The organism is Pedobacter sp. B4-66 (assembly GCF_018492665.1).
GTDB lineage: Bacteria > Bacteroidota > Bacteroidia > Sphingobacteriales > Sphingobacteriaceae > Pedobacter.
Map to the genome: position 1 here is coordinate 1 of NZ_JAFVME010000010.1, position 23,115 is coordinate 23,115.

A 23,115-nucleotide genomic window follows, 5' to 3' on the forward strand; every position below is an offset into this window, starting at 1 on the left:
ACCAACCTCCAAACCCTTTCTCATTATTATTTCATGAAATCTGCTAACTCATTAAAAGCTAGGCAGAAAATTAAATTAGACCCTGATACCTGCGCGATTTACCTTAGGTTGGCCTGAGGTGAGCCTGAGAGATCCCCCCAGAAAAGCCTCATTATTCCCGAGCCGGCACCAAGCCGGTATACCGCCGGTACCCAATGGATACGGCCGTTTTTTATCTTAAGCTATTAGGCGTATTTATTACCAGTGTCTATTGCGGGATACCGACCTTGAAAAAGCTACGAAGCAAATTGGCATAACCAAGAGATCTCCCCTATCGTCGAGATGACCGTGTGCGCTATAGTATGATGTCATTGCCGCTTTTTTTTCATTTTTCCCAATGTTAGGCTCTCAGCATGATGATCGATCAAATAAGGACGACTTGCCCTTTTGGACACCCTCCTCAAAAAAGAACACCCAATACTTAAATCCAGACTTACACCATTATATATAGACTATTATATATACCCCTTTATTTATACATCTATATATAGTTATATATACACCTTATATATAAAGGACAGAATTTCTACAGAACCACGACAACTTCCTGTTTTCTAAAGGAACTAACAAAAGCATAGTCACAGAACAAAAACTTAAAACCTCAACCTGCTAAACATAAAAATGGATTATATTTATATACTGATATAATGCAATAACTCAATATGGATCATAACGACAAATCGTTGTCTGCATTCCTCCAGGGGAAATCACCTCACGCGCTTGAACTTTTCAATCACTTTGTTTCCTGCTACCAACAAATTGGCGATATAAAATTTCATGCTACCAAAACAATGATCGCCTTTTCCTCCAGAATCAATTTTGCCTACATTATACAGTTTGGCAAAAACTTCATTGATGTTGTTTTCCCCCTTAAACAACCATACGAAGACAACATGTGTTTCCAAAAAATTAAGCTTGTTCCGGGAAGTAACGATTACAATCACCACCTCCGCATATATTATAAAGAAGACATAAATGACGAGGTATTAATGTATATGAGTATGGCTTATAAAAATGGAAACGTTAAATTATGTTAAGCACTTGATAGGATGAATGCCTTTACATAGCTTAGCGTCCTATTATTTTTAATTGACGGTATCGTATTATTAACTTATCTTTGCAGAATGTTTAAAATTAAACACGTATTACTATTAAGTTTCACCATTATAGCCCTTACTATTGCAGGTTGTAAAAGTCAGTTTGAGAAAATCAGACTGAGCAACGACGTAGCTAAAAAGTATCAGGAGGCTATGAAGCTATACAACAAAAAGAATTATTCTAAGGCATTGATCTTATTTGAAGACTTGTCTCAAAAATACAGAGGAAGAGCTGAAGCAGAAGAATTGAACTATTATTACGCTTTAACTCTTTACAAACTAAGAGATTACACCACTGCAAGATATCAATTTAAATCATTTGCCGATAGTTATCCAACTAGTAAATACGCCGAAGAATGTAGATATATGAGCGCTTATTGCTATTATCTGGATTCTCCAAGACCTAGTTTAGATCAGGAAAATACTTATAAAGCGATTGATGCATTACAACTTTTCATCAACTTTTATCCGAAAAGTGAACGTGCTGTTGAGGCCGCAAAATACATTGGTATTCTACGTACAAAACTTGAAGATAAAGCTTACGCTAATGCTAAAATGTATTACGAAATAGGTGGTAATGGTGGTGAAGCATCTAACTACAGAGCGGCTGTTATCGCATTAAAAAATGCGCAAATCGATTATCCAGATATTAAATATGCTGAGGAAATGGATTTGTTAATGATAAAATCGCAATATGCTTTTGCAAAAAACAGCATTGAGGATCGTCAGGAAGACCGTTACAATGAAGCTATTACCTACGCTAATGAATTTGTAGAAGCTCATCCTGAAAGTAAACTCTTAAAGGAAGTAAACGGCTTAAAGAAAGACAGTGAATCCGGAATAGAAAGTGCTAAACGCTTTATAGCTGAACGCCTTGCTAATTACGAAAAATATAAATCTCAAGTAACAAAAGAAGCTAAAAGAGATAGTACTGCAACTAATACAATTAAAACCCCCAACAGATAATGAATACGAATAAACCCGCAATACCAAATACTACGGTTACTAGAAATGTTAATGATCTGGATCAAAAAACCGGAAACATCTATGAGTCTTTAGTAATTATTTCTAAAAGGGCTAATCAGATTTCTAATAACATGAAAGAAGAGCTTCACGGCAAATTAGCTGAGTTTGCATCTTCTAACGATAATCTTGAAGAGATTTTTGAGAACAGGGAGCAAATTGAAATCAGCAAGCACTATGAGCGTTTACCAAAACCTTCATTAATTGCTATTGACGAATTCCTGAACGATAAAATTTATCACAGAAATCCTGCTAAAGAGCAACAATAATATCACGCATAGGTATTAACCATGCTAAAAGATAAAAACATCATTCTAGGCGTTTGCGGCAGCATTGCGGCATACAAATCAGCAACACTGGTAAGATTACTTGTAAAAGCTGGCGCAAACGTCAAAGTAATTCTTACTGCAGACGCGGCAAATTTCATTACTCCGCTAACTCTTGCAACTTTATCAAAACATCCTGTATACACTCAATACTTCGAAGAAGAAACCGGAGTTTGGAGTAATCATGTAGAGTTAGGCCTTTGGGCCGACTATATGCTGGTTGCCCCTGCTAGTGCAAATACATTAGCCAAAATGGCTACAGGACTGTGCGACAATTTACTTACCGCAGTCTACCTTTCTGCAAAATGCCCCGTATTGGTTGCTCCGGCAATGGATCTGGACATGTGGAAACATGAAACCACCCAAACCAATATAGAAAAGCTTCTATCCTATGGCAACCTCCTTATTGCCCCAGGCAAAGGAGAACTAGCTAGTGGTTTGTATGGCGAAGGTAGAATGGCTGAGCCTGAAGAGATTGTTTCATTTCTATCAGAAACAATCCGCAAAGACCTTCCCCTATTAGGAAAAAAGGTATTGGTAACAGCCGGCCCTACTTACGAGGCTATAGATCCTGTACGCTTTATAGGCAATCATTCGTCAGGTAAAATGGGCTTTGCCATTGCAGATCGGTTTGCTAGCCTAGGAGCTGATGTAACATTAATTACCGGACCAACGGCTGAAAAAAGCACACAACAACTCAACAGAATTGATGTAGTAAGTGCTGCACAAATGCTTGCCGCTTGCGAAAAAGCTTTCTCCGATGTGCAAATCACGGTAATGAGTGCAGCGGTGGCTGATTATACTCCCGTTACCACAGCAAGTCAAAAAATAAAGAAAACAAGCAGTGAATTTAGTCTGGAGTTAAAAAAAACTGAAGATATCCTTGCTACTTTAGGTAAGTTAAAAACCAAAAATCAACTACTTGTTGGTTTTGCTTTAGAGACTGAAAATGAGGAGGAACACGCTAAAGGAAAGCTTACCAGGAAAAACCTCGATCTCATTATTCTTAACTCCTTAAATGATAAAGGTGCCGGTTTTAAAATAGATACCAATAAAATAACTATCTTTAATAAAGCATTTGAGAAAACAGTTTTTGAAATGAAATCTAAAACTGAGGTCGCCAAAGACATTTGCAGTGAAATTTTAAAGCTTATCTAAGCATGATAAAACGCTACTTACTTATTTTATTTTCCCTTTTTACTTGTCAAACCTTTGTTAATGCGCAAGAACTAAATGCAAGAGTTCAAGTTCAGGCCCCTACTGTTCCTAATATGGACAGGAGAAATCTGGAAGTACTTGAAACCACATTAAGGGAATTTTTGAACAACAATAAGTGGAGTAACGAAACCTATACACCTCAGGAACGTATTGAGTGTAATTTTGTAATCACGATAACTGACTGGGACGGTAGTTCTGCTTACAAAGCAGAAGCTCAACTTCAATCGAGCAGACCTGTTTATGCATCTGCTTACAACAGTACTTTACTTAACTTAAGCGACAAAGATTTCGATTTCAATTATGCTGAAGGGCAGTCTTTAGACTTTTCTGATCAGACCTACATTTCTAACCTTAGCTCTCTGCTAAGTTTTTATGCCTACACCATTATTGGATTAGATAAGGATAGCTTTAGCAGCCTTGGTGGCACTCCGTATTATAAAAAGGCAGCTACTATTCTAAACAATGCGCAAGTATCTCCAAATAAAGGCTGGAAAGCTTTTGATGGATTGCGAAACCGCTACTGGCTAAATGAAAACCTGTTAAATAAGTCGTTTGAAGATCTTAGGGCTTTCATCTATGATTATCATTTCAATGGGCTTGATCGCTTGCAAGACAATACAGGCAGAGGTGTTAAAAAGATGATTACCTTACTAAGCGGATTAAAACAAATGGACAAACAAAAGTTGGGTTCTATTTTCCCTAACTTTTACTTTTCTACTAAGGCCGACGAGGTGGTAAATGTGTTTTCTATCCCTACCGGAGATCCAACAGATCGTATAAAAGCCTACAACCTGCTTGTGCAAATTGATCCGGCTAACATCAATAAATACGAATCGCTTAATCAAGCGGTGGCTCCTCTTAATCAAGGGCTTAAAAAAAATCAGTAAAAAAATGTTAAATATATTTTGTTTATACGAATACATTCGTACATTTGAATACGAAACAATTCGTATAAGCAAAATATGACTACATCCACAAACCTTAAGCCTACAGAAAGCGAATTAGAAATCTTACAGATACTATGGGAAAAAGGTAATTGTACGGTAAGAGACGTTCATGAAATCTTAGAGAAAAGTAAAGATTCTGGTTATACTACTACATTAAAGCTAATGCAGATTATGCACGAAAAAGGATTAGTAGCTCGTGATACCTCTTCTAAAACTCACATCTATACTTCACTGGTAAATCAGCAAAAGACAGAACAACATCTGGTAAATAAAATGATCGATAATGTTTTTAACGGATCGGCGGCGAGATTGGTAATGCAGGCACTTGGAAACCATACTGCAAGCAAGGACGAAATTGATTCGATAAAAAAATATCTTGATGAATTAAGCAAATAATCAACCTTAAGAACCAAACTCAAAGATATGGAAGCAATAGTAAACAGCCTGATTAAAGCTACCGGATGGAGCATCTTCCACTCCTTATGGCAGGGCGCAATCATTTATGGCGTACTTATAGCCATTACAAGTGCATTTCCTAAAGTAAATGCAAGAATTAAGCACAACCTTGCTTATGGGGCATTATGCCTTATATTTCTAGGGTTCTGTATCACCTTCTTTTCAATATTTAAGCTTCCTACAAATAGCGTTGTCATTGCAACAAATCAAGCAACCAACATTGCACAGAACGAATACCTGATCCATTTACCACAGAATATGAGTAGCATAACGGAAAACTTTTTCCCTTATCTGGTAAGCATATATAGCATAGGGCTATTATTTCAACTGTTTCTTTTAGGTGTTGGCTATAAAAAACTAATTGATTTAAAATGGGCCGAACGTAATCCAGTACCTGCTGCATGGCTTCCTGTTTTTGAATCAATGGTAGCTAAACTAAATCTTCGTCAGAATATTGAATTCTATTTGTCTTCAAGAGTGAATGTCCCCTTGGTTATCGGCTACTTGAAACCTGTAGTACTGTTTCCGGTTGCCCTGGCCTCACAGCTTGATATAAAACAGGTTGAAGCAATATTAATACATGAGCTTTCGCACATACGCAGAAACGACTACCTATTAAATCTTATAAAAACCGGCATTGAAACAATATTATTCTTTAACCCATTTGTATGGTTAGGTGGCCGACTAATAAATATAGAGCGCGAACACGCCTGCGATGATCTTGTGCTAAAGTTCACCGGCAATCCGTTAACCTATGCACACGCGCTTTTAAAGCTTGAAATATTAAAAAACAAAACCACTCCCGCCCTATCTATGGCGGCAACAGGGGATAATCAACATTTGTATCAACGAATTAAAAGAATAACAGATATGAAAACGAATTATATGAATGCCAAACAACAGATTTTGGCAATAACACTAACAATAGCAACCATAATATCATTGGCTTGGATTAGTCCTGCTAAAAAAGCACCTATTGTAAATAAGGAGCGCAAAATCAGCAAAAAAATTGAAGTTGAAGGAATAGCTATAAAATCCAAAATACAAATCTTGCCAGTGGCTGTACATCCTAAAGATTGTGATGGAAATTTAGCCAAAACGGATACCACAAAGAAAAAAAACAAGTTTAAAATTGTTACGGTTGACGCTAAGGGGAATAAAGTAGAATACAATTCTCTTAAAGAAATGCCTGACAGCTTAAAACAGGAAGTAGTAAATGAGTCCTTTATAAATGATTTCAAGTTTGACTTTAAATTTGATATGGACTCAATAACAAATGCAAGTATGGCATTTATAAAATCCCCTGAGTTTAAACAACAACTAAAAGATGTGCAAAAGAATGCAGCTGAAATGGCTAAACACTTCAATTCCGCTGAATGGAAAAAACAACAAGCTGAAATTCAAAAGAATGCATCTGAAATGGCGATGAAAGTTGCTCAGGATATACGCAAACAATTTAATTCTCCTGAATGGAAAAAACAGCAGGCCGAAATTCAAAAGAATGCTTTAGAAATGAGCAAAAAAATCAACTCTGATGAGTGGAAAAAACAACAAGCTGATATCAAAAAAAGCATGGAGGACTTACATTCAAAAATGAACTCACCTGAGTTTAAAAAAGAAATGGAAGAAATAAAAGAACTAAAAAACTCAGATGAATACAAAGAGCTAAAAAGCAAATTTGAAAAAGGAGTTGATAGCATTAAAAAGAAAAAAGGGATCAAATCAGATATGCAGGTGAATTAATTGCACTTAAATATCAAGGATATTGTATCCTAATAAGCATTAAACCACACAATAAAATTAGATTGAGGGCAGAAGAGAAATCTTCTGCTTTTTTGTTTGCAAGAATAAACTACCATTGGTTAAGTTTTCATAATTTAGCAGAGTAATATGCTACAAAAACTTTCTATTCGTAACTATGCTTTAATAGATAGTGTTGATTTGGAACTTAATAAAGGTCTAAACATCATCACTGGTGAAACAGGTGCAGGTAAGTCAATCATGCTTGGTGCACTATCTCTAATATTAGGTCAACGTGCTGAAACCAAATACTTCTTTAATCAGGCTAAGAAGTGTATTATCGAAGGTCAGTTTCTGCTTAACGATACTGCACTGCAATCTATTTTTGAAGAAAACGACCTCGATTTTTACAAGGAGAATATTTTAAGAAGGGAGATATCAACAGACGGTAAGTCGAGGGCTTTTATAAACGACACCCCCGTTACACTTACCGTAATGAAACAGGTTGGTGAAAAACTCATCGACATACATTCCCAGCATGCTACATTAGAAGTAAATGATCCGGGTTTTCAGTTACTCGTTGTAGATACGTTAGCAAATCATCAACCACTGTTAGCACAATATCGCGAACAGTATAAAGTTTACAAAAAGGCACAACAACAGCTTACCGTTTTACAAGAAGCTGCTGCAGATGCACGCAGTCGCCAGGACTACGAGCAATTCCTCTTTAATGAGCTTGAAACCGCTGCTTTAAAAATTGATGAGCAGGAACAACTTGAAACGGAATTGCAAATGTTAAGCAACGCAGAAAACATTAAAAGAGGCCTCTTAACTAGTTACAACCTATTAAGTGAGCAGGAAACCGCAGTACTACCTTTATTGAAAGAAGCTATCAATCAACTTCAAAGCATTGAGAAGTTTAATGCAGACTATGCCTCTTTAAATGAGCGTTTACGTTCATCGTTGATAGAGATTAAGGATATAGCTCAGGAAGCCATCGCTTTTGAAGAAGCAATAATCTTTAACCCCTCAAGGATTGAGGATATAAATTCACGTTTGGATAGTATTTATAGTCTTCAGCAAAAACACAGGGTAAATACTATTGAAGAGCTTTTGGCTATTGAAGAACAGTTATCTAAAAACTTAAGTGAGATATTGAGTGGCGATGAGGAGATTGAGCGCCTTGCAAAAGAGATTGGCTTGATGAAGGAAGATCTGGAGAAGAAAGCCATTGAACTGTCTTCTAACCGCAGCAAATCTATAAGTAGTGCAGAAGATCAGGTAGCTAAAGTTCTTACCCAGGTTGGTATGCCCAATGCTAAAATCAAAATTGAACAAGATATACTTCCTGAATTAAATAAAGACGGAAAAGATAGTATTACATTACTATTCTCTGCCAATAGCGGGCAAGCCCCCGCGCCTGTTGGCAAGGTTGCTTCTGGAGGTGAACTTTCCAGACTAATGCTGGCCATTAAATCTATCATGGCTAAACACACTTCGCTACCTACCTTAATATTCGACGAAATAGACACCGGAATTTCAGGTGAAACAGCTGTTCGTGTTGGTAATGTTATTGGAGATTTGGAACAGAATATGCAGGTAATCTGTATCACCCACCTTCCACAGATTGCAGCAAAAGGTGAAGCGCATTATTTTGTTTATAAAAACGAAGAAACTGATCGGACTACTACAGGTATTAGAAAATTAAAAACTGAAGACCGAATAAAGGCCATTGCTGAAATGCTTAGTGGTAAGGATCCGGGAGCCTCGGCACTTAAAAATGCGCAGGAGTTACTCGGCATCAGTTAATTTATAACTGCCCCCGCATATCTTTCATATTTTTATTACTTTCGATAAATCATAAGAAGAATCAAAAATAAAAGATATGTATAATTTACTAAAAGGTAAACGCGGTATCATCACTGGAGCATTAGATCAAAACTCAATTGCATGGAAAGTTGCAGAGAAAGCGCATGAAGAAGGTGCTCAATTTGTTTTAACCAACGCTCCTATTGCAATGAGAATGGGCGAGATTAATGGTCTGGCTGAAAAAACAGGTTCTCAAATCGTTCCTGCCGATGCTACCAATGTTGATGATCTTACCAACCTATTTACACAATCGCAAGAAATACTAGGCGGTAAAATAGACTTCGTATTACATTCTATTGGTATGAGTGTAAACATCCGCAAGAAAATTCCATACACAGAATTAAACTACGATTATTATCAGAAAGGGATAGATGTGTCTGCTTTTTCATTCCATAAAATGCTTGCCGTTGCCAAAAAACTTGATGCAATAAGTGAAGGTGGTAGTGTTGTAGCACTAACCTATATGGCGGCTCAACGCACCTATCCGTTCTATACTGATATGGCCGACATTAAAGCAATGCTTGAATCTATTGCCCGTAGCTTTGGATATCATTATGGCTTGGAGAAAAAAGTACGTATCAATACCGTTTCTCAATCTCCAACTAAAACCACAGCAGGATCAGGTATTAAAGGTTTTGGTGATTTCTACGACTATGCAAATGCAATTGCACCATTAGGAAATGCCGATGCTGAATCATGTGCAGATTACTGTATCACCCTTTTCTCAGATTTAACTCGTATGGTAACAATGCAAAACCTTTTCCATGATGGAGGATATTCTTCAACCGGGGTAAGCGACATTGTTATGCAAAAAATGGGATTAGAAGAATAACTAGTTAGCTTTATATCCATGATCCGTCAATTATTATTAACCATTTCTCTGATATGTTTTTCTTTTAGTATTTACGCACAAAATTCATATTCAATTAGTGGAGTTGTTAGAGATCAGAAAGAAACTTTGCCCGGTGCGGGCATTTATATAAGTGGATATAAAATAGCTACAGCAGCAGATAATAACGGAAATTTTAAGATCAACAATCTTCAGCCAGGAAATTACGACCTCCTGGTTCAGATGGTAGGCTATCTACCCTATTCTAAAAATGTTGTTATATCTGATAAGTCTGTAGAGGTGGTATTAACTTTAAAGGAAAACACCGTACAATTAAATGAGGTTGTAATCCGCTCGGACCCTAACCGTGCCAAATACATTGAGCAGTTTAAAGAGTTCTTTATAGGGAAATCCCTGAATGCTGCTCAATGTAAAATACTAAACCCACAGGTTCTAAATATAGATTACGACCCAACCAAGAGCCTACTCACAGTAAAAACAGATGAGTTTTTGGTTATAGAGAACAAAGCTTTGGGTTATCGACTAAAATATATGCTCGATAATTTTGAGTACAATTCCCGAACTCATATAATTTATTATTCCGGACACCCATTTTTTGAAGAATTAAAAGCTTCTTCGGCCAGAAGAAAAAAGTACATCGCAAAGCGAGAAATTGCATATTACGGATCCTCTCAGCATTTCTTTAAGGCACTTTTTCAAAACAAGACCAAAGAAGAAGGCTTCATCATTAACAAAATGGTTAAAGTTCCTAATCCAAGCCGCTACCCCGACAAAGTAATAAACGATAAATTAGCCAAACTGAGAACCATACCTCCAAGAACCGGCATCTTTAAAACTGACGCTAAAATAGATACAGCCCAAGTTAGCTTTTGGTTAAAGCAACAGGATATGCCAAAATATTTGGAGAAAATGGATCGCGCAGAGGTAATTCCTGATACCTTGGTTCATTATTATAATCAAAATTTAAAGTATCTGGATTATACAGATGCACTATGCATCGTATACACAAAAGAAAGGGAGTCATTAGCTTATTCTAAAAGTGGCTTTTGGATTTTTCGTCCGCTGGATATGCCCGATCACGAAATTTCTGTGGCCAATTTAATAGGTGGGCCAATCAGATTTTATGAAAATGGAGGAATCCACGACTCAAGATCCTTTTTATATGAAGGTTTCTGGGCTTACGAAAAAATTGCAGATATGGTGCCCATGGATTACATCCCACTCAAATAGCCTAATAATATGACTAAATCGCTTCTCATAACCATATCCTTATTACTTATTGCTCTTTTTGCCAGTAGTCAAAATTCAGTCTCCATATCTGGAACTGTTAAAGATGTTAAAGGAGAAATCTTACCGGGAGCAGGCATCTATTTAAGTGGTTATAAGATTGCAGCAGTTTCAGACAATAGTGGGAAATTCACATTAGCTAATCTGAAGCCGGGCAACTACGATGTACTTATTCAAATGATGGGTTATTTACCCTTCTCAAAAAATGTGATCATCTCTGATAAGTCTGTTGTCCTTGAAGCTACCTTACATGAAAGTGTTACCCAGCTCAAAGAGGTGGTTATTAACATCGATCCTAACAGGCAAAAGTATATTGAACTATTTAAGGATCGTTTTATTGGAAAAACACCTAATGCAGAAAAATGCAAAATTCTAAACCCGGAAGTCTTAATAACAGAGTATGATAAAGCCCGAAGGATTTTAAAGGTTACTGCCGATGAATTTCTAATTGTCGAAAACCAAGCATTAGGCTATCGGATTAAATATCTGTTAAAGTACTTTGAGAATGATTTCAATTCAAACATCATATTCTTCTCAGGGCTTCCACATTTCGAAGAGCTTGATGGCTCAAAATCTAAAAAGAAAAAGTGGCTAAAAAATAGGGAGATCGCATATGCAGGTTCTACTCAGCACTTTTTTAAATCACTTTACAATAATAAAACAAAAGAAGAAGGTTTTATAATTTATAAACTTAGAGAAGTAGAGAATAAAAACAGATTAGCTGATAAGCTCATAGACTATAAGATAAAGCTTTTTACATCTCAATCCAGAACCGCATTCTTAACAGATTCAAGTAATGATTCTCTTATTTACTGGCAAAGAAAAAAGAATGAGCCAAAAACTGTTCAAGTATTAAACAGGACAGAAGTATTAACCGACACTTTGGTGAAAACAATTTACAAGGACCTAAAAACGATAAATTACAATGATGCCTTGTATATCATGTTTACAAAAGAAAGGGAAACTAAACTATATACGTCTACATCAGGTCATACTGTAGGTAGACCCGTTGACATTCCCAATTACCAGATATCCGTTATGACGATGATAGACGGCCCGGCTAACTTCTATGAAGTTGGCGCTGTACAAGATCCAAAATCATTATTGTACTCTGGATTTTGGGGATACGAAAAGGTTGCTGATATGGTCCCATTAGATTTCATCCCATCTCAAAAAAGTGAATAACTTCTTTTTAAAATTACTAATATTTTTAGTAATTTTAACTAATGATATTAGACAAAGAAACACCGGACAGTTACCACAAAGGTAGAGGGGCTCAATTTAATCCTCATAATCGCTTTGCTAAAAATGATTATGTAAAAGAGCATGATGAAGGAATTGATGAATGGGAAGAAGAAGATCATAAAACCACTTTCATTTTAGGCAAGTCAAAATCTATTGTTAATAAGGTCGACAGTCCCGATGTGGGTATGCTTTATTCTCTTAATCCCTACCAAGGATGTGAGCATGGCTGTACCTACTGCTATGCCAGAAATGCACACGAATATTGGGGTTTCAGTGCAGGTCTGGATTTTGAGCGCAAAATAATTGTAAAAACAGATGCGCCCATTCTGTTTAAGAAGTTTCTTGAACGCAAAGGCTGGGGTGCTTCTACCATTTCCTTATCCGGCAATACAGATTGCTACCAACCTGCAGAACGGAAATTCAAAATAACCCGACAACTTCTGGAAATTGCCCTGGCTTATAAGCAACCCATAGGCATGATCACCAAAAATGCCTTAATTCTTCGCGACATAGACATCTTACAAGAAATGGCTAAGCTCAACTTGGTTTTCGTTTATGTTTCTATTAATAGCTTAAATGAAAAGCTCCGTTCAAAAATGGAACCGAGAACAACAACAGCCAAACAACGCTTAAAAATAGTAGAAGACCTTAGTAAAGCGGGAATACCCATGGGAGTTATGGTTGCTCCCCTTGTCCCAGGATTAAGTGATCACGAAATACCGACTATCCTTAAAACAATTGCAGGGTGCGGCGCAATATCAGCAGGGTATACAGTTGTACGACTTAACGGAGCAATAGGAGGTATATTTGAAGATTGGCTACGTAAAAACTATCCGGACCGTTTCGAAAAAGTATGGCACATGATTCAGTCCTGCCATGGAGGTAATGTAAACGATAGTAGATTTGGAGATAGAATGAGGGGCGACGGCAATATTGCCAAATTAATAAGAGATAGCTTTAAACTTCACTGCCGCTTAAACCATCTTAACGAGAAAAAAATGGAGTTGAACTCAGGTCTTTTTAAAATTCCCCAAGCTCAACTCGATCTATTTTAAAATTAAGAAAGGAAATTATCCTCTTCTCTGTATGCTTGTATTACACGAAGTTCACCTTCTTTACCGGATTTAGAATTGCCATGTTCCATACCCATAACACCTTTGTATCCTTTTTCATGAAGATGCTTAAATAAGTTCTTATAGTTAATTTCTCCAGTTGTAGGCTCATTTCTACCTGGGTTATCACCAATTTGAACGTATGCAATCTCATCCCAGCATCTATCAATGTTAACAATCAGCTGGCCTTCTGTTTTTTGCATATGATAAATATCATAAAGGATTTTGCAAGACGGACTCTTTACCGCTTTACAAACCGCATAAGTTTCATGAGTTTGTTGTAAAAACAACTCAGGAGTATCACTTAAAGTTTCAAGCACCATGATTAAACCATGTGGTTCAAAAACCTCAGCTCCCGCTCTCATGGCATCAACAACATTAGCGAATTGATTTCCATAAGGTAGGTGACGCTCATAAAATCCAGGAACTACTGTAAGCCATTTTGCATTACATCTTTTAGCCGCCTCTACAGATTTTTTACAGGTTTCTACAAACTTATCTTTGAACTCTTTTTTACCTGTTGTTAAAGATGTTTTCCAGTTGTCACCGCCATCAACAACAAAAACGCCCATTCTCATGCCCAATTTGGCAAGCAAATCTCCAATCTTCGTTTGTTCATCAACAGATCTTCCTAAAAAGCCATTGTCCTCAATAGAACGAAAGCCCTGATCATGCATAAATTTAATCTGATCCAGAAAACTGTTACCAGCACTGTTCTTAAACATTCCCTCATGAGGTGCATAATCAAGATTAAAAGTTTTACCAGCCAAAGCTGAGCCTTGCCCTACAGAAGCTTTATCTGCAGCAATTCCATTTAATGAAGATCCAGCTACAAGCGCACCAGTGGCTACAAAGCTGTTTCTTAAAAATTCTATTCTGTTCATATTTTTGGTATTTGGTTAGGTACTTATTTTAATGATGGATTACTCTATTATCATCTTTTTAAACCCGGCAGTAAGTGTATCGGCTACGCTCCCATCCTTACGGCGATAAATAATATAAGCTTCCATGTTTTTTTTAGCTGATATAAACTCAAGCGCTTCATTAACATTCATGGCCATTACAGGACTATCATATCCATCGGCAGTAATAGCATCCTTAGCATAAATAGTTACACTAATCAATGCATTATCTAAAGGATAACCTGTTTTAGGATCTATCAGATGGGCTACCTTTTTAGCGCCCTTCTGTAAAAACTTCCGGTAATTGCCTGCAGTGGTTATTGCCCCTTCATTAATAGCTATTACATGTCGCACTACAGGTTCAGCATTTGGAGAATCGGCTGGCCCTTCAATACCTATATGCATTGCGGTACCATCAGGTTTTGGCCCTTTCATTCTTAACTCGCCGCCTATTTCTACTACAAAAGACGTAATTCCTTTCTTTATTAAATAGTCGGCAACTACATCGACGCTGTACCCCTGGGCAATTCCATTAAGATCTACGTTTACACATGACTTCTTCTTTTTAAGAAAATTACCCTTTAGGCTCAGGTTCTGCATCCCAACGCACTTAAGCAATTCCTTAATCTTAGCACTATCAGGAAACTTGTCTATTGGTTTTGCCCCAAAGCCCCATGCTTGTACCAATGGTTCTACTGTTACATCAAACTTGCCCTTTGTAGCTTTATATACCTCAAAAGATTTTGCCATTACTTTAGCAAAATGAGGATCTACAACAAAACCTTCCTTAGAAGCATTAAATTTATTGATTAAGGAATATGATTTATACAGCGACATAGACGAGTCTATAACCATCAGAATACTATCAACATTCCCTTTGGTTACAATGCTATCTCTCGCAAAATATTTGATAGAATAGTCAGTACCCTGAGCATATCCATGAATAGCATACTGTCGCAGATCTTCCTTCTTAAACAGAAGAAAAATTTGCGACAGCAGCAATAAAATAAAAGCTTTATTTATAGAAAACATTACGTTAGTAACGTTTAGATCACCTTAGTTTGTCCTGGTGTAGGAATTGGATACAATCCATTAGCATCAGGTAATAGCTTTGGTTTTGCAGTCCAGCTCAACTCATCAGGGAATAAACTGTTGTCTGCTTTTAAAGCATCATCCCATTTAATGGTCTTTCCAGAATAAGTTGCATAACGGCCAATAATTGCTGTCATACAGCTTTTAGCACCACGTTCTGCATCCCAGAATTTGTACTCTCCTTTAGCAATTGCCGCAAAAAGCTCATCATGCTCAGTTTGGTACGGATTAGGATTTACTTTTGAACTATAGTTATAGATCAATTTATTTTTTGAGTCGTATAATCTTCCCTCATTACCAGCCGATAAGAAAACACGACCTTTAGATCCGTGGAAACTTTCATCAACACGATTATCAATACCTTCAAAGTGACGGCACTGGCTATTAATTACAGATCCATCTGCATAAGTTAATTCAACAGAGTGATTGTCATAAATCTCACCGTAGTCTTTTCCGGTTCTCCATGCGCGACTACCTGTACCTTGAACTGAAACAGGGTAAGCATTTTTAACCCAGTTTGCAATATCAATATTATGTACGTGTTGTTCAACTATATGATCACCACATAACCAGTTAAAATAGTACCAGTTACGCATTTGGTATTCCATTTCAGTTTGGCTCGCCTCACGTGGTTTTACCCAAACGCCACCACTGTTCCAATATACCTGACCTCCAGTGATATCGCCTATAGCTCCATCCTGAATGCGTTTAATAACATCTCTATAGTTATTTTGATATCTACGTTGCAAACCAACAACTACATTTAATTTTTTAGTTTTTGCAATTTCAGCAGCAGCTAAAACTTTACGGATACCCGGTGAGTCAACAGCCACTGGTTTTTCCATAAATACATGTTTGCTCTGGTTAACAGCCTCTTCAAAATGACTCGGTCTGAAACCTGGAGGAGTTGCTAAAATAACAACATCAGCTAATGCAATTGCTTTTTTGTAAGCATCAAAGCCTACAAATCTACGTTCTTTAGGAACATCAACTTTAGCACCAAATTTATCAGAAATCTCTTTGTAAGCACCTTCTACTCTATCGCTAAAAGCATCAGCCATAGCAACAAGTTTAAGGTTTTGCTTAGTACTCAATGCCTGAAAAGCGGCACCGGTACCACGACCGCCGCAACCAATCAATGCAATTTTGATGGTGTCATCAACAGATGAATGTGCTCCGCCGTTAGCAAAAGCAACTCCATTCAACATAACACCTCCGGCAACAAGAGCCGAAGTTTTTAAAAATTCGCGGCGTTTGTCGCGCAGTTCTTCATTGTTCATTGTAATTTAGGTTTATATATGGTTCTTAGTATGTGTGATTGACTGTGTTTAATAATCTTTAATCGGCGCTTTGCTGTAATAAGCTTCTATCTCTTCTTTAGATGGTGGCGTTACAGGTCTAACTAGCCTCATCCCAACAAAAGGAGCTTCAGGGAACCACCAATTACTTTTCGGAATCTGAGGGTCCAACTGTTTCCAGCTTGGGTCTGATGCTAATCTAGATGCTGAACGTGCATCTTTCGCTTCATCATTATATGCGCCACCTCTTACTGCATTTGGATATAATTTCTCCGGAACAGCAACAGGATCATTTGCTTTTTCTCCTTTTACAGAAGCATAGAAATCAGGAATATATTGGTCATAAGTCCATTCTGCTACGTTTCCATACATATCGTATAATCCCCATGCATTTGGTTTTTTCTGACCAACAACATGTGTTTTACCATCACTATTACCATTAAACCAAGCATAATCACCTAGTTTAGAGCCGTCGTTACCAAAAGAATATTCTGTAACAGATCCTGCACGACAAGCGTATTCCCATTCTGCTTCAGTAGGAAGTCTGTAAAAAACTCCAGTTCTGGCATAAAGCCATTTACAATACTGAATAGCGTTGTAATGAGTCATTGCAAGAGCAGGTTGCCCTTCTTTACCCATTCCAAAAGTCATATCCAAATATGGCTTAGTAGGTCTTGTTATTGCATCAACATTTTTTGGAATTGGAGCAGTACTATGCGCTGCTTCATAATCTTTATATAAAAATGGCTCATAATTATCCCAGATCACTTCGTAAGTACTCATCCAAAAAGGAGCAACCTTTACTTTATGAACCGGCTGTTCGTCTGCATTGCCTTTTTTACTTCCCATCATAAATTCACCGCCGGGAATGGCAACCATGTCGAAAGACAACTTCGTCCCTTCCAGTTGTTGTTTATAAGATGCGGGCTTCTCCTGTGCTAAGGTAGTTTGAACTGCAAGGAATGCTAAAGGTACTAACAATGATAATTTCACTTTCATTTATAAAATTTTGATACAACAAATATTTTAACCTAACCTATTGATTCTCTAAAATAGAGTCAATAATTGATAAACCAAAATCTGCGCCCATATAATTTCATAAAATGTGTAAATTAAACACTAAGCCAACCTCAAAAAAATACCATCATAACAAAAAAAACGGCTGTTAGATGATCATCTAACAGCCGTTTCGTATTAACCGGAGGTATTTTATTCTACACTTCCTTCTTCTTTTTTCTTTTTCTTACCCGGACTTCTATTTTCAACAACAATTACGTCTCCTTCTTTGTCGTAATCAATTTCTAAAATATCTCCGTCATGAATCTCACCTTTAAGAATTTCTTCAGCAATCGGATCTTCAAGGTATTTTTGTATTGCACGTTTCAATGGTCTTGCACCAAAGGCCGAATCAAAACCTTTCTCAGCTATAAAATCTTTCGCTCTCTCAGTCAATTTAACTTCATACCCTAAGTTATGAACACGACCAAATAATGATTTCAATTCTATATCAATGATTTTGAAGATCTCTTCTTTACCTAATGAGTTGAAAACAACCACATCATCAACACGGTTAAGGAACTCAGGAGCAAAAGCACGTTTTAAAGCGCTTTCAATAACGCCTCTTGAGTGCGCATCAACCTGATTAACTTTAGCTGAAGTAGAGAAACCCACACCTTGTCCGAAATCTTTTAACTGGCGTGCGCCAATGTTAGAAGTCATGATGATAATCGTATTTCTAAAATCCACTTTACGACCTAAACTATCAGTTAACTGTCCTTCGTCAAGCACCTGCAATAGGATATTGAATACATCAGGGTGAGCTTTTTCAATCTCATCCAAAAGAATTACTGCATAAGGTTTACGTCTAACTTTTTCAGTTAACTGACCACCTTCTTCATAACCTACGTATCCTGGAGGCGCTCCCACTAAACGTGATACCGCAAATTTCTCCATGTACTCACTCATGTCAATTTGAATTAGTGAATCATCACTGTCAAACATAAAACGAGCAAGCTCTTTAGCCAATTCAGTTTTACCAACACCTGTTGGGCCTAAGAAAATAAATGAACCAATTGGTTTTTTAGGATCTTTTAAGCCGGCTCTGGTACGTTGAATAGCTTTTGTAAGTTTTTTAATGGCATCATCCTGACCAATAATTTTCTGTCCAACAGTCTCGTACATATTCAATAGCTTAACGCTATCAGTTTGTCCGACACGTTGTAAAGGAATACCAGTCATCATTGAAACAACCTCAGCTACGTTATCTTCTGTAACAGTATAACGTTTAGTTTTTGTTTCATTTTCCCATTCAGCCTTAGCACGCTCAAGCTCTTCCAAAAGATTCTTTTCAGTATCCCTTAATTTAGCTGCCTCTTCGTATTTCTGACTTTTTACAACTTTATTCTTTTCAAGTTTGATCTCTTCAATCTTGTTTTCAATGTCAATGATGTTTTCCGGAACATGAATATTGGTTAAGTGAACTCTAGAACCAGCTTCATCTAAAGCGTCAATAGCTTTATCCGGTAAAAACCTATCAGTAATGTATCTTGATGTTAAAGCCACACAAGCATGAATTGCTTCATCGGTGTAAGTAACACCATGGTGATCTTCGTATTTTTCTTTGATACGGTTTAATATCTCGATAGTTTCATCTGGTGTAGCAGGCTCAATCATTACCTTTTGGAAACGACGATCCAATGCTCCATCTTTTTCGATATACTGACGGTATTCATCAAGTGTTGTAGCACCAATACATTGAATTTCACCCCTTGCCAAAGCCGGTTTGAACATGTTAGATGCATCTAATGAACCAGAAGCACCACCTGCACCTACAATTGTATGAATCTCATCAATAAATAGGATTACATCAGTTGATTTTTCAAGCTCATTCATCACAGCTTTCATACGCTCTTCAAACTGACCACGGTATTTCGTACCTGCAACTAATGATGCAAGATCTAAAGTAACCACGCGTTTGTTAAAAAGAACTCTTGAAACTTTGCGTTGTACAATCCTTAAAGCCAAACCTTCAGCTATTGCAGATTTACCAACACCAGGCTCTCCAATTAAAATTGGGTTGTTCTTTTTACGACGAGATAAAATCTGAGACACACGCTCAATTTCTTTTTCACGACCAACAATCGGATCTAGTCTACCTTCCTCAGCTGCTTTCGTTAAATCTCTACCAAAATTATCTAAAACCGGAGTTTTAGATTTTATGTCTGAAACTTTTTTAGGGCTACTAAAGCTTTCTTCTTCACGATAATCTTCATCACCACCTGTCGATGCACTATTTTGAGTCTCGTCTTTGAATCCGTTTTTATTCACTTCAACCTCCTGCTTAAAGATTTCGTAATTTACGTTGTATTGTAATAAAATCTGAGACGCAATATTATCATCATCACGAAGGATGGACAACAATAAATGCTCTGTTCCTATCAAATCGCTTTTAAAGATTTTAGCTTCAAGATATGTTATCTTTAAAACCTTTTCAGCCTGCTTGGTTAAAGGAATATTACCCAGATTTACTGTTACACTCGAGGTACCTCTTACAGAATCCTCTATTGAACGGCGAAGTTTTGAAGTATCAACTCCTAATGATTTCAATATCTTAATGGCCATACCATCGCCTTCGCGAATAAGGCCTAACAAAAGATGTTCTGCGCCTATGTAATCGTGACCTAATCTCAGGGCTTCTTCCCTGCTAAAAGAAATCACGTCTTTTACTTGTGGAGAAAATTTAGCTTCCATATATACCTTTCTAAAATCCGGAATGCTCTAAACTATAAAAATTGTCTTAATAAAAAGCATCCCTGATTTTTTTATTTTATCAACAATTACGCCATTGACTATTAATTAGATGTTACGACTGCCGTTATTTCATAAATCTTACTAATCTTTGACTAATTTACTGATATTTGCAAGTTAAGAAGCAATTATGTCAGAAGAAAAAATAATATTTTCAATGGCGGGGGTAAATAAGATTTACCCTCCCCAGAAGCAAGTTTTAAAAAACATATACCTTTCCTTCTTCTATGGTGCCAAAATCGGCGTTATTGGTTTAAATGGATCAGGGAAATCATCGGTTTTAAAAATCATTGCCGGTATCGACAAAGCCTTTCAAGGTGAGGTTGTTTTCTCTCCAGGCTACACTGTAGGTTATCTGGCACAGGAGCCTGAACTAGATGAAAATAAAACAGTTAGAGAAGTTGTTGAAGAAGGTGTAGCTGAAATTACCGCTATCCTTAAAGAATACGAATCTATTAATGAACAGTTTGGCCTGCCAGAGATCTATGAAGATGCTGATGCCATGGATAAACTGATGACTAAACAAGGTGAACTTCAGGATAAAATCGATGCTGTTAATGCCTGGGAGCTAGATAACAAGCTAGAGCGTGCAATGGACGCCCTTCGTTGTCCAGACCCTGATGCAAAAATATCAGTATTATCAGGTGGTGAGAGAAGACGTGTGGCCATGTGCCGTTTACTACTTCAGGAGCCGGATGTTTTATTACTTGATGAGCCTACCAACCACCTTGATGCCGAGAGTATTGACTGGTTAGAGCAGTTCTTAAAAGAATATAAGGGTACTGTAATTGCAGTTACTCACGATAGGTATTTCCTTGATAATGTTGCAGGCTGGATTCTTGAACTAGACAGAGGCGAAGGTATTCCATGGAAAGGTAATTACTCATCATGGTTAGATCAGAAAGCTAAGCGTTTGGCTCAGGAAGAAAAAACTGAAAGCAAACGTCAGAAAACACTTGAAAGAGAGCTTGAATGGGTACGTATGGCACCAAAAGCGCGTCATGCTAAATCTAAAGCGCGTCTATCAAACTATGACAAGCTGGCATCCGAGGATTCAAGAGAGCGAGAAGACAAGTTGGAATTATTTATCCCGGCAGGTCCAAGGTTGGGAAATGTAGTCATCGAAGCAAACAATGTTACCAAAGCTTATGGCGACAAATTGTTATTCGAAAACTTAAGCTTCTCTTTACCTCCAGCAGGTATAGTAGGTATTATTGGCCCCAATGGAGCAGGTAAAACCACATTATTCCGCTTAATTACGCAGCAAGAAACTCCTGACACAGGAACATTCCGTGTTGGTGATACGGTTTCTCTTGGTTATGTTGATCAAATGCACAATGACCTTGATCCAACCAAAACGGTTTATGAAAATATTACTGATGGTTTAGACAATATTCAATTGGGTAACAAAGCGGTAAATGGCCGTGCATATGTTTCTAAGTTTAACTTTAATGGTGGCGATCAGCAGAAAAAAGTTGGTATTTTATCTGGTGGGGAACGTAACCGTGTACACCTGGCCATTACTTTAAAGAAAGGCGCCAACGTATTGCTACTGGATGAGCCAACCAATGATATCGACGTAAATACTTTACGTGCACTAGAGGAAGCCTTAGAAAACTTTGGCGGCTGTGCTGTTGTAATTAGTCACGATCGTTGGTTCTTAGACCGTATCTGTACTCACATTTTGGCTTTCGAAGGAAACTCGCAAGTTTACTTCTTTGAAGGTAATTACAGCGATTACGAAGAAAACCGTAAAAAACGTCTTGGCGATGTAACACCTCATCGCATCAAGTATAAAAAATTAGTATAATACTCAGTAAACAAAACAGGCCGGTAATACCGGCCTGTTTTGTTTACTTATATTGCTTTTGTATTCTTAACAACAGCTCTTTTGTTTTTTTGATTCCTGCATCTTCCGACAAGCCATCACCTTCATATTCAATCCCCACAATGCCTGTCCATTTTGCAGCACTTATAATTTTGAACATACGATCATAGTCAATATCCTTTTCATCACCTTTATCATTGAAATTGAAAGTTTTAGCACTAATTCCTTTTGCAAACGGAACCAGATCTGTTACTCCCTGATACATATCATACACCCTATCCGCACTTACTTTAAAGTTACCAAAATCAGGTAACGTACCACAAAAAGGGCTGTTAACCTGTTTCATTACATCCGACAACCATTTTCCATCAGAAGAATAGCCACCATGATTTTCTACAATAATGTTGATTTTATGTTGTTTACCATATTCAGTTAGCTTACCTAAACCATCAACAACTGCAGTTTTCACATCCTGCTCAGACCCATTACCGGCAGCATTTACACGGATCGTTTTACAGCCCAATGTTTTGGCCGCATCAACCCATTTATAATGATTTTCAACAGCTTTTAAGCGCGCTTTCTCATCCAGGTTACCTAGTTCGCCCTCCCCATCAATCATGATCAGGTGGTTTTGAATCCCCTCGCCTTGAGTTATACTTTTTAACTCCTTAAGATAAGCAGGATCAGTCTCTTTTTTATTAAAAAACGGACTTACGTATTCAACTATATCAATACCAAAATCTCTTTTGGCTTTTACAGGAAACTCAAGGTTTGTTAGCTTACCTCCAAACAATGATTTATGCAAGGACCATTGTGCCAGAGATATACTAAAAAACTCCTTTTTAGGAATTGCCAACGCGTCAAACGGAATTAGAGATGAGAGTCCGGCAGCGGCAGACAACATTCCTAAATCTTTAAGAAAACTTCTACGGTCTTTAGTGTTCATATGTTTTTTATGAGGGGTAAATATTAGGTTCAA

The 23,115-nt window shown here is 37.3% G+C and carries 19 protein-coding genes; 13 read left to right on the forward strand and 6 right to left on the reverse strand.

The annotated features are described in order from the left end of the window. Positions 1-701: 701 nt before the first annotated feature. From J1905_RS16760 to J1905_RS16815, 12 genes are all read left to right on the forward strand, one after another. Positions 702-1,076: a DUF5655 domain-containing protein gene (locus J1905_RS16760; RefSeq protein WP_214228444.1), complete on the forward strand. Its 375-nt coding sequence runs from the start codon at positions 702-704 to the stop codon at positions 1,074-1,076. An 87-nt stretch (positions 1,077-1,163) separates the two neighbouring features. Then, positions 1,164-2,102, forward strand: coding sequence for an outer membrane protein assembly factor BamD (locus tag J1905_RS16765; RefSeq protein ID WP_214228445.1), 939 nt, complete (start codon positions 1,164-1,166; stop codon positions 2,100-2,102). Then, the gene (locus J1905_RS16770) at positions 2,102-2,428 is read left to right on the forward strand and encodes a DNA-directed RNA polymerase subunit omega (RefSeq protein WP_173090845.1); all 327 of its coding nucleotides are present in this window, start codon (positions 2,102-2,104) and stop codon (positions 2,426-2,428) included. Before J1905_RS16765 ends, J1905_RS16770 begins: the two co-directional genes overlap by 1 nt. 21 nt (positions 2,429-2,449) lie before the next feature. Continuing rightward, positions 2,450-3,643 (forward strand): bifunctional phosphopantothenoylcysteine decarboxylase/phosphopantothenate--cysteine ligase CoaBC, encoded by a 1,194-nt coding sequence (coaBC, locus tag J1905_RS16775; RefSeq protein WP_214228446.1) that lies wholly within the window; start codon positions 2,450-2,452, stop codon positions 3,641-3,643. Positions 3,644-3,645: 2 nt separating this feature from the next. Further along, the gene (porD, locus tag J1905_RS16780; protein ID WP_214228447.1) at positions 3,646-4,590 is read left to right on the forward strand and encodes a type IX secretion system protein PorD; all 945 of its coding nucleotides are present in this window, start codon (positions 3,646-3,648) and stop codon (positions 4,588-4,590) included. Between the two features lie 75 nt (positions 4,591-4,665). Further along, positions 4,666-5,046, forward strand: coding sequence for a BlaI/MecI/CopY family transcriptional regulator (locus tag J1905_RS16785; RefSeq protein WP_214228448.1), 381 nt, complete (start codon positions 4,666-4,668; stop codon positions 5,044-5,046). 27 nt (positions 5,047-5,073) lie between these two features. Next, positions 5,074-6,849, forward strand: coding sequence for a M56 family metallopeptidase (locus tag J1905_RS16790; protein WP_214228449.1), 1,776 nt, complete (start codon positions 5,074-5,076; stop codon positions 6,847-6,849). Positions 6,850-6,996: 147 nt separating this feature from the next. Continuing rightward, the gene (gene recN / locus J1905_RS16795; RefSeq protein ID WP_214228450.1) at positions 6,997-8,655 is read left to right on the forward strand and encodes a DNA repair protein RecN; all 1,659 of its coding nucleotides are present in this window, start codon (positions 6,997-6,999) and stop codon (positions 8,653-8,655) included. Between the two features lie 76 nt (positions 8,656-8,731). Next, complete coding sequence (locus J1905_RS16800) at positions 8,732-9,547, forward strand: enoyl-ACP reductase FabI (protein WP_214228451.1); 816 nt, start codon at positions 8,732-8,734, stop codon at positions 9,545-9,547. A gap of 18 nt (positions 9,548-9,565) precedes the next feature. Next, positions 9,566-10,795 carry a carboxypeptidase-like regulatory domain-containing protein gene (locus J1905_RS16805; RefSeq protein WP_214228452.1) on the forward strand — a complete coding sequence of 410 codons (1,230 nt, stop codon included), beginning with the start codon at positions 9,566-9,568 and terminating at the stop codon, positions 10,793-10,795. Between the two features lie 9 nt (positions 10,796-10,804). After that, complete coding sequence (locus J1905_RS16810) at positions 10,805-12,037, forward strand: carboxypeptidase-like regulatory domain-containing protein (protein ID WP_214228453.1); 1,233 nt, start codon at positions 10,805-10,807, stop codon at positions 12,035-12,037. A gap of 41 nt (positions 12,038-12,078) precedes the next feature. Then, entirely contained in the window at positions 12,079-13,152 is a 1,074-nt protein-coding gene (locus J1905_RS16815) for a PA0069 family radical SAM protein (RefSeq protein WP_214228454.1), read from the forward strand. A 2-nt stretch (positions 13,153-13,154) separates the two neighbouring features. Here the strand turns inward: J1905_RS16815 and J1905_RS16820 are convergent, their stop codons facing one another. From J1905_RS16820 to J1905_RS16840, 5 genes are all read right to left on the reverse strand, one after another. Then, on the reverse strand, positions 13,155-14,093 hold the full coding sequence (locus tag J1905_RS16820) for a hydroxypyruvate isomerase family protein (RefSeq protein ID WP_214228455.1): 939 nt from the start codon (positions 14,091-14,093) through the stop codon (positions 13,155-13,157). A gap of 39 nt (positions 14,094-14,132) precedes the next feature. Further along, complete coding sequence (locus J1905_RS16825) at positions 14,133-15,143, reverse strand: FAD:protein FMN transferase (protein ID WP_214228456.1); 1,011 nt, start codon at positions 15,141-15,143, stop codon at positions 14,133-14,135. A 14-nt stretch (positions 15,144-15,157) separates the two neighbouring features. Continuing rightward, on the reverse strand, positions 15,158-16,483 hold the full coding sequence (locus tag J1905_RS16830) for a Gfo/Idh/MocA family protein (RefSeq protein WP_214228457.1): 1,326 nt from the start codon (positions 16,481-16,483) through the stop codon (positions 15,158-15,160). Positions 16,484-16,531: 48 nt separating this feature from the next. After that, on the reverse strand, positions 16,532-17,500 hold the full coding sequence (locus J1905_RS16835; RefSeq protein WP_214228458.1) for a formylglycine-generating enzyme family protein: 969 nt from the start codon (positions 17,498-17,500) through the stop codon (positions 16,532-16,534). A gap of 210 nt (positions 17,501-17,710) precedes the next feature. Continuing rightward, positions 17,711-20,251 carry an ATP-dependent Clp protease ATP-binding subunit gene (locus J1905_RS16840; protein WP_214228459.1) on the reverse strand — a complete coding sequence of 847 codons (2,541 nt, stop codon included), beginning with the start codon at positions 20,249-20,251 and terminating at the stop codon, positions 17,711-17,713. A 187-nt stretch (positions 20,252-20,438) separates the two neighbouring features. Here J1905_RS16840 and ettA point away from each other — a divergent pair, with 187 nt between their 5' ends. Then, positions 20,439-22,118 carry an energy-dependent translational throttle protein EttA gene (gene ettA, locus J1905_RS16845; RefSeq protein ID WP_173090860.1) on the forward strand — a complete coding sequence of 560 codons (1,680 nt, stop codon included), beginning with the start codon at positions 20,439-20,441 and terminating at the stop codon, positions 22,116-22,118. Positions 22,119-22,161: 43 nt separating this feature from the next. Here the strand turns inward: ettA and J1905_RS16850 are convergent, their stop codons facing one another. After that, a complete protein-coding gene (locus J1905_RS16850; protein WP_214228460.1) occupies positions 22,162-23,082 on the reverse strand; it encodes a TIM barrel protein in 921 nt (306 codons plus the stop codon). Between the last annotated feature and the right edge of the window lie 33 nt (positions 23,083-23,115).

Excerpts from the sequence above, each read along its gene's own strand:
- J1905_RS16765 (WP_214228445.1), top strand. The coding sequence starts at position 1,164 with ATGTTTAAAATTAAACACGTATTACTATTAAGTTTCACCATTATAGCC.
- J1905_RS16800 (WP_214228451.1), top strand. The coding sequence starts at position 8,732 with ATGTATAATTTACTAAAAGGTAAACGCGGTATCATCACTGGAGCATTA.
- J1905_RS16815 (WP_214228454.1), top strand. The coding sequence starts at position 12,079 with ATGATATTAGACAAAGAAACACCGGACAGTTACCACAAAGGTAGAGGG.
- J1905_RS16850 (WP_214228460.1), bottom strand. The coding sequence starts at position 23,082 with ATGAACACTAAAGACCGTAGAAGTTTTCTTAAAGATTTAGGAATGTTG.
- recN (WP_214228450.1), top strand. The coding sequence starts at position 6,997 with ATGCTACAAAAACTTTCTATTCGTAACTATGCTTTAATAGATAGTGTT.
- J1905_RS16820 (WP_214228455.1), bottom strand. The coding sequence starts at position 14,093 with ATGAACAGAATAGAATTTTTAAGAAACAGCTTTGTAGCCACTGGTGCG.
- J1905_RS16840 (WP_214228459.1), bottom strand. The coding sequence starts at position 20,251 with ATGGAAGCTAAATTTTCTCCACAAGTAAAAGACGTGATTTCTTTTAGC.
- J1905_RS16760 (WP_214228444.1), top strand. The coding sequence starts at position 702 with ATGGATCATAACGACAAATCGTTGTCTGCATTCCTCCAGGGGAAATCA.
- J1905_RS16770 (WP_173090845.1), top strand. The coding sequence starts at position 2,102 with ATGAATACGAATAAACCCGCAATACCAAATACTACGGTTACTAGAAAT.
- J1905_RS16790 (WP_214228449.1), top strand. The coding sequence starts at position 5,074 with ATGGAAGCAATAGTAAACAGCCTGATTAAAGCTACCGGATGGAGCATC.
- coaBC (WP_214228446.1), top strand. The coding sequence starts at position 2,450 with ATGCTAAAAGATAAAAACATCATTCTAGGCGTTTGCGGCAGCATTGCG.
- ettA (WP_173090860.1), top strand. The coding sequence starts at position 20,439 with ATGTCAGAAGAAAAAATAATATTTTCAATGGCGGGGGTAAATAAGATT.
- J1905_RS16825 (WP_214228456.1), bottom strand. The coding sequence starts at position 15,143 with ATGTTTTCTATAAATAAAGCTTTTATTTTATTGCTGCTGTCGCAAATT.
- J1905_RS16785 (WP_214228448.1), top strand. The coding sequence starts at position 4,666 with ATGACTACATCCACAAACCTTAAGCCTACAGAAAGCGAATTAGAAATC.
- J1905_RS16810 (WP_214228453.1), top strand. The coding sequence starts at position 10,805 with ATGACTAAATCGCTTCTCATAACCATATCCTTATTACTTATTGCTCTT.
- porD (WP_214228447.1), top strand. The coding sequence starts at position 3,646 with ATGATAAAACGCTACTTACTTATTTTATTTTCCCTTTTTACTTGTCAA.
- J1905_RS16805 (WP_214228452.1), top strand. The coding sequence starts at position 9,566 with ATGATCCGTCAATTATTATTAACCATTTCTCTGATATGTTTTTCTTTT.
- J1905_RS16830 (WP_214228457.1), bottom strand. The coding sequence starts at position 16,483 with ATGAACAATGAAGAACTGCGCGACAAACGCCGCGAATTTTTAAAAACT.
- J1905_RS16835 (WP_214228458.1), bottom strand. The coding sequence starts at position 17,500 with ATGAAAGTGAAATTATCATTGTTAGTACCTTTAGCATTCCTTGCAGTT.